The sequence below is a fragment of the Streptomyces sp. a15 genome (genome assembly GCF_059026085.1).
In genome coordinates, this window is record NZ_JBWLKM010000174.1 from 1 (window position 1) to 6,349 (window position 6,349).

4 protein-coding genes are annotated in these 6,349 nt (G+C 69.0%); 1 reads left to right on the top strand and 3 read right to left on the bottom strand.

The window, feature by feature from the left end:
• Window positions 1-152: 152 nt before the first annotated feature.
• Both AC5P09_RS51000 and AC5P09_RS51005 read right to left on the bottom strand, forming a co-directional pair.
• The gene (locus AC5P09_RS51000) at window positions 153-2,189 is read right to left on the bottom strand and encodes an ABC transporter ATP-binding protein (protein ID WP_493880478.1); all 2,037 of its coding nucleotides are present in this window, start codon (window positions 2,187-2,189) and stop codon (window positions 153-155) included.
• Window positions 2,190-2,603: 414 nt separating this feature from the next.
• Window positions 2,604-3,485 (bottom strand): hypothetical protein, encoded by an 882-nt coding sequence (locus AC5P09_RS51005; protein WP_493880479.1) that lies wholly within the window; start codon window positions 3,483-3,485, stop codon window positions 2,604-2,606.
• Between the two features lie 1,165 nt (window positions 3,486-4,650).
• Here AC5P09_RS51005 and AC5P09_RS51010 point away from each other — a divergent pair.
• A complete protein-coding gene (locus AC5P09_RS51010; RefSeq protein ID WP_493880480.1) occupies window positions 4,651-4,947 on the top strand; it encodes a hypothetical protein in 297 nt (98 codons plus the stop codon).
• Window positions 4,948-5,118: 171 nt separating this feature from the next.
• Here AC5P09_RS51010 and AC5P09_RS51015 read toward each other — a convergent pair whose 3' ends face one another.
• Window positions 5,119-6,273: a hypothetical protein gene (locus AC5P09_RS51015; protein ID WP_493880481.1), complete on the bottom strand. Its 1,155-nt coding sequence runs from the start codon at window positions 6,271-6,273 to the stop codon at window positions 5,119-5,121.
• Window positions 6,274-6,349 lie beyond the last annotated feature (76 nt).

Consider the following 6,349-nt stretch of genomic DNA (forward strand, 5'->3'; position numbering starts at 1 on the left):
CCCGCCGCCCACCATCGACGACAGCCACCGCATCCGGCGCCTGCGCCACCCGCGCACGGAACAACTCCACCACCGAGACCGGCGCTGCCACCGACGTGCCGTTCATGTCTCCCCCTTCGACGGACGACCTCTTCTCGGGCTGCTGGTGCCGATCAGGCGGAGCCGTCGCCCCGCACCCGCGAGCCGCCCATTGCGCCGCCGGGCATCCCGCCACCAGGCATTCCGCCGCCGCGGGTACGGATCTTCGGGCCGGCCGCGCCCCGTGGCGGGGGCGGCTCGTGATGGCCGTTGCTGCGGGGCGGGGGCGGCGTCTCGGACTTGCTGAACTGGGTGTCGTAGAGGTGGGTGTAGAGGCCTTCGGCGGCGAGGAGTTCCTCGTGTGTGCCGCGTTCGCGGACCCGGCCGTCGTCGATGACGAGGATCTGGTCGGCCTCGCGGATGGTGGACAGCCGGTGTGCGATCACCAGGGAGGTGCGGTTGCTCAGGGCCGTCTTCAGTGCGCGCTGGACGGCGGCCTCCGATTCGGAGTCCAGGTGGGCGGTGGCCTCGTCCAGCACGACGATGGCCGGTGCCTTCAACAGGAGCCGGGCGACGGCCAGTCGCTGCTTCTCGCCGCCGGAGAGCCGGAAGCCGCGATCGCCGACGACGGTGTCGAGCCCGTCGGGCAGGGAGTGGATCAGGTCCCAGATGCGGGCCTGCTCGCACGCCTCGATCAGCTCCTCCTCGGTGGCCTCGGGACGTGCATAGGCGAGGTTCGCGCGGATGGTGTCGTGGAAGAGGTACGCGTCCTGGGCGACGACGCCGACGGTGGCGCGCAGCGAGTCGAAAGTGAGGTCGCGGACATCCTTGCCGCCGATGCGAACGGCTCCCGCGGTCACGTCGTACAGCCGGGAGACCAGGTGGGTGATGGTGGTCTTGCCGGCGCCGGAGGGGCCGACGAGTGCGGTGAGCGTGCCGGGGGCGACGCTGAAGTCCAGCCCGTGCAGGACCTCCGGCACGGCCCTGCTGCGCTCGTCGCCGGGGGCCGGACGGCTCTCCAGGGAGGCCAGGGAGACCTCCTCGGGGCGGGGGTAGGCGAAGGACACCTGATCGAACCGTATTTCGGGGGCCCGGTCGCGGCTGGGTGCGGGGAGCGCGACGGCGTCGGGGCGCTCCTCGATGAGCGGTTTGATGTCGAGCAGTTCGAAGATCCGGTCGAAGCTGACCAGCACCGTCAGGGCGTTGGCCTGCATGCTGGAGAGCTGGGTGATGGGGCCGAACAGCCGGCCCAGCAAGGTGGCGAGGGCCACCAGGGTGCCGAGTCCTATGGCCTCATCGAGGACGAGTCGGCCGCCGACGCCGTACACGAGGGCGGTGGTGAGCGCGGTGAGCAGCGCCATGAGAATGAATGCGAGGCGGCTGAAGATGGTCAGTCGTACGCCGACATCGCGTACTTGTTCCGCCTCGTTCTGGTACTTGGCCAGTTCCTCCGCCGGACGGCCGAACAGCTTGGCGAGCATGGCGCCTTGCACGTTGAAACGCTCGTGAATCGTTCCGCTCAGGTTGGAGTGCAATTCCATTTGCTTCCTGGAATGCACCTGAAGTCGGCGGCCGATGGCGAGCCAGGGCACGAAGAACACCGGCAGCAGCACGAGTGCGATCAGGCTGACGAGCCAGGAGAGATAGAACATCTCGGCGAGGACCAGCACCACGGTGAGCGCGCCGGTCGCCGACTGGAGCAGTGTGGTCAAAGCCTGCTGGGCCATGACCACATCGGTGTTGAGCCGACTGGAGAGGGCGCCGGTCTGGGTGCGGGTGAAGAAGGCCAGGGGCATGCGCTGCACATGGCGGAACGCCTGGACCCGTAGGTCGTAGCTGACTCCCTGGCCGATACGGCCGGTCAGGGCGCTCTGCGCGAGCTGGGTCACGGAGCCGACCAGGGCGAGCGCGGCGACGAGCAGCGCGAGGACGACCACGACCCGCGCGTCATCCTTCATGATTCCGCTGTCGACGATCTCCTTCAACAGCAGAGGAGTCGCGACGATGATGAGGGAATCGACGAGCGTCACGAGAATGAGGACAATCACCGTTCCGCGATGCGCTTCCACAAAGGCGAGTACCCGCCGCGATGTTCCCGGCCGGATCTTGGAGGGCTCCGAATCCTCGCCCCCCTTCATCATCACCCCACCGGGGGTCTGAGTGACCAGCATGTCGACGGGGACCTCCTGCTGTAGGGATTCGAGGAAACAGCGGGCGTGAATGGGTGGAGAGTCTCTCGGGAACATTCCGGTCCCGCGATCCGAGAGGCGACGATACCTGTCTGAATTCGGGCCAACCATGCGCTGTGGCCGGGCATTTGGGCATGCCGGACGGACGGCCGACAAAACGTGACCATCACAGAGATGGCGGCAGCGCTACTCGCGTAGCTGTACCGCGCGTGAATCGTGTACGCCCGCTCCGCGGAAGCACGGCGGGCAGCTCGGCGGCATGTCGTTCCGGCCGGGCGGCGTTACGCAGGCCGCCCGGCCGGAAGGCTTTCGCTCACCGAGAGAGGGATCAGTGGTGCCGGTGTCCAACCGCTCGCTTCACACAGTTGGACGAGGCGGATGGACAGGCCGGTGGAATCACATGGTCGGACAGGCCGACGAATCGGCCGGAGAAGCCGCTGAATCGTTGCCCTGGGCGATGTTCTTCTCCACCCGGGCGGCGACCTCTTCCCAGATATGCGCGCATTCACGGGCCAGATGGGCCACCGTGCCGCCCCAATACGGTGGGACGGTGTCGATGATTCCCTCCCACTCGTCCGGCGGGAGCATGTGCACACTGAGCAGCCGCAGCAATTGACGCCCTGTCTCGTTGAGCCGGAGAGCGGGGTCCGCCTTGAGCCGGTTCACCGCCGAGAGCCCTTCGGTGAAGGCGGACCCGGCGGCCGCGTCGTGCCGGTTCTCACCATGGTCCGCCTGCGGTACGACCTTCAGCAACTCCTCACGGGGACGGGGCCGGACACCGCGTGGCCGCGGAGAGAGCAGCGGCTCCTCCCCTCGACTGAGGCGCTTGCGCACGTCCCGCGCGGTCTCCGGGGAGATACCGGCGGCCCGGGCGATCTGGCGCAGCGACAGATTCGGATTCTCGGCGATCAGCTGACCCGCGCGCCTGCGTCCCTCGGCGACGTCGACGGGACGCACCCGCCCGTCTCGGCCGATCCTCGCGATGCCCTCCCCGGGTGTGCCGACCGTCGCCGACCGGCGCACATCGGCGACCGTGCCGGGGGCGATGCCCGTCACGGAGGCGATCTTCCGGTCCGACCACTGCGGATGCGTGGCGACGATCCGCGCTGCGGCCCGTTTGCGGTCCGGCAGTGACAGGGGCAGTCCGTGCCGCACGTTCGACTCGACGGCGAGGACGAAGGCGTCCGCCTCGGTGCCGTCGTAGAAGGTCACCGCGATGGTGCTGTGGCCGCGCAGTTGGGCGGCACGCAGCCGGTGCAGTCCGTCGATCACCCGCATCGATGCACGGTGCACGATGATGGGCGGCAGTGGAACATCCAATTCCGCGAGCGCCACTACATGGTCCGGGTCCTCGCCCGCGTTTCTCGGTGAACCTTCCGCCGATAATGATCGAATATCAACGTCGACGATCCTGTCATCCGTACTCCCCCGTCGCACTACATCTCCGTTCGCTCGATCAACGCCTGCCTCACGCGTCACAACTTCGGGCGACGCACGCTGGCACACGCCGATTTCACTGCCATGAGTCGATCAATCGGCGCTCGCCACAATTGACCGGGGCGGCTTTCACCAACATCACCCCGCTCATTTTGTGGCGACCGGGTCCTCGGTGCCGGCGCTGTACGGCCGCATCACCACTGCACCGCCGCAGTCAGGTCCCGAGTCACATGCGTCGTGGACCTGTGGAGTCCGCTCTAGCGAGGAGCCGAACTGTGACACGCTCGCTTTTCGAACGAATCTCCAGGCGAACAAGAGTCCTTTTTTTTCTGGCGCGTACACTCTAACAGCAGCGCACAGTCCAGAGGACGGGGCTTCAGCACGCCGTCCCGGATTTCTGACGGATCGCCAATTCCGCTGAACACGCAGGTGCACGGCGGCCAGGAAGCCGGAATGAGCCATTCTCCCTTAGCCCCGGCTATTTCTTGCCTATTCACCCACCGTCCGACCGCTCGGTCGGGTACGGGCGCAACTCGGCACCATAAAGCGGCGGACGTCGCAGTGCGCGCCGAAAGCCCCGGAAGCGGAAAGCCGTTTTGCCATGGACCTGCGTGGCCGCGACTCCACCGCCGGCGGCGCCCGATGCTCTCACCGACGGGGTTGCAGCGAAGTAACAACCGTGCGGCCTGCGCTGTCGTGGCCACCTCGCACATCACGGGTCGCAGCGGGATGCCGGGCGCGACATGGCCGACGCCTTCCCCTCGCACCGCAGGCGTTCCGGCGCGGTAACCCCCGCCCCGCTCTACTGAGCAACAGATCACGATGACCCCCACTCCGACCCGGGAGGCTCTCCATGGCCAACGCAACCAGTCTCTGCGCCACATGCGGCGCCGAGTTCGTCCCGACGGCCCGTCGCCGGGGCCGTCCCGACTCACGCTTCTGCACCGCCACATGCCGTGCACTCGGCGAGCGGGCACGTGGCACGCGGATGGTTCCTGGACCGCCCATGGTCGAAACGGCGGGCGTGAGCGAGGCAGTTGAGACGGTCGAGACGGTCGAGGTGGTCACAGCGCTCGAGGCGGTTGAACCCCTGGAGTCGGTTGTGTCGGCCGAGAGGGTCGAGGCAGTCGGGGCCGACGCCGGCTGCCCGACACTATTACCGCCGCTGGGCACCGAGCATTCCTGCCCGCACTGCGGCCACGAGTTCACGATCGTCAACTTCGTGCAGCGGAGCCTGGATTCGACCGGTGACCTGTACGCGGCAGACGACGGGGACGTGCGGAACCGCTACTCCACGGGGTGAGCTGCGCCGCGCCAGGGTGCAACTGTCCCGGTGAGACGCTGCTGTGTACCACCAGCAGGCGAAGAACCTTCTGGTTGGCTTGCTTGCCACACCGCCTCGACTGTCACCACGGCCGCAGCAGCTCGCGCAGCGCGTCCATGTCGCCGAGCAGCGCGTCGGTGTCCCCGTCCGTCAGGGATGGGTCCGCGACGGGCTGAAGGACGGGATCGCGCAGCGCCGCGGCCAGCGCGGCGACCTTGCGGTTGAGCACCTCGTTGACCCTTTCGTCGACGGTGCCCGTGGCCGGCAGCACAGTGCAGGTGGGGCGGGCGTCGGTCGGCAGGCCGAGGCGGTGCGTGCGGTCGATGGCCTGGAGCCAGGTGCCGGCGGCGTACCCGCGGTCCAGGTGGATCTGGTCGCTCGCCGCCAGATGCAAGGAGACCCCCCCCCGCCCAGGGTCTGCGGGGTCGCGGTCAGCGCCCAGCAATCGTCGTCATGACGGAAGCGGTCGAGCTGGGCCCGACGGTCGGTTCGTCCCGCCGGGTCGTCGAGCGGAGTGGCGCCGGTGACAACGGCCGGACGGTGCCGGGCCAGCGCCGTGGTCAGCGCCTCGATGTTGCCGAGGAAGCCCGACCACACGACGGTCTTGCGGCCCCGGGCACGGTTCTCGGCCACGAGCTGGGCGGCGCGGACGACCTTGGCCGGTCGGATATGCCGGGCTGGGTCGGCGACCAGGGCCGGCAGGTCCGCCGGGCCGGGCTCCTCCAGCGGCAGCGACCACGGCCGCCCCGGGGCGAAGACGGCGGCCGGGTTGGCGGCGGCGATGAGATTCAGCAGGGCGCGGCCCGCTTGTGCCACCACCGCCCCCGAGGCGGACCGCTCGGGCCCGCCTACGTCGCGCGCCCACTGCCGTACGCGGTTGGACATGGCGTCGTACAGGGCGCGGTGGGAGGCAGTGAGGGCCACGCGTTCCACCCGCAGCTGCAGCAGCGGGAGTTCCAGGTCGTCCTTGGTGGCGCGTACGTAGGCCCGGGACCGGAGAGGGGCGAGATCGCCGTGTCCGTGTCGATGCCCCTGCCCCGGCCACACCAGATCGAAGACGGCCTCCAGGTCGCGGGGCCGGTTGGGCATCGGGGTACCGGTCACGACCATGGCGGCGTCGGCACGGCGGGCGAGCTCCGCGGCCTCTGCGCCGCGTCGGGAAGCCGCGCCGGCCTTGGCGCGGTGGGCCTCGTCGAACACGGCGAGGACCTTCCGGCCGCGGGACCAGCCGGCGAGACCGGTGCGCACCGCCGGGTCGCCGAGCCGCTCGTAGCAGGCGACGCTTCGGCACCCCCGACTGGTCATCGCGCGGGTTCTGCAACACCTGTCCGCGGGACAGCATGCTCGTGATCGGCGACGAGATCATCGAGACCCCGATGGC

Excerpts from the sequence above, each read along its gene's own strand:
- AC5P09_RS51000 (WP_493880478.1), bottom strand. The coding sequence starts at position 2,189 with ATGCTGGTCACTCAGACCCCCGGTGGGGTGATGATGAAGGGGGGCGAG.
- AC5P09_RS51005 (WP_493880479.1), bottom strand. The coding sequence starts at position 3,485 with ATGCGGGTGATCGACGGACTGCACCGGCTGCGTGCCGCCCAACTGCGC.
- AC5P09_RS51010 (WP_493880480.1), top strand. The coding sequence starts at position 4,651 with ATGGTCGAAACGGCGGGCGTGAGCGAGGCAGTTGAGACGGTCGAGACG.
- AC5P09_RS51015 (WP_493880481.1), bottom strand. The coding sequence starts at position 6,273 with ATGACCAGTCGGGGGTGCCGAAGCGTCGCCTGCTACGAGCGGCTCGGC.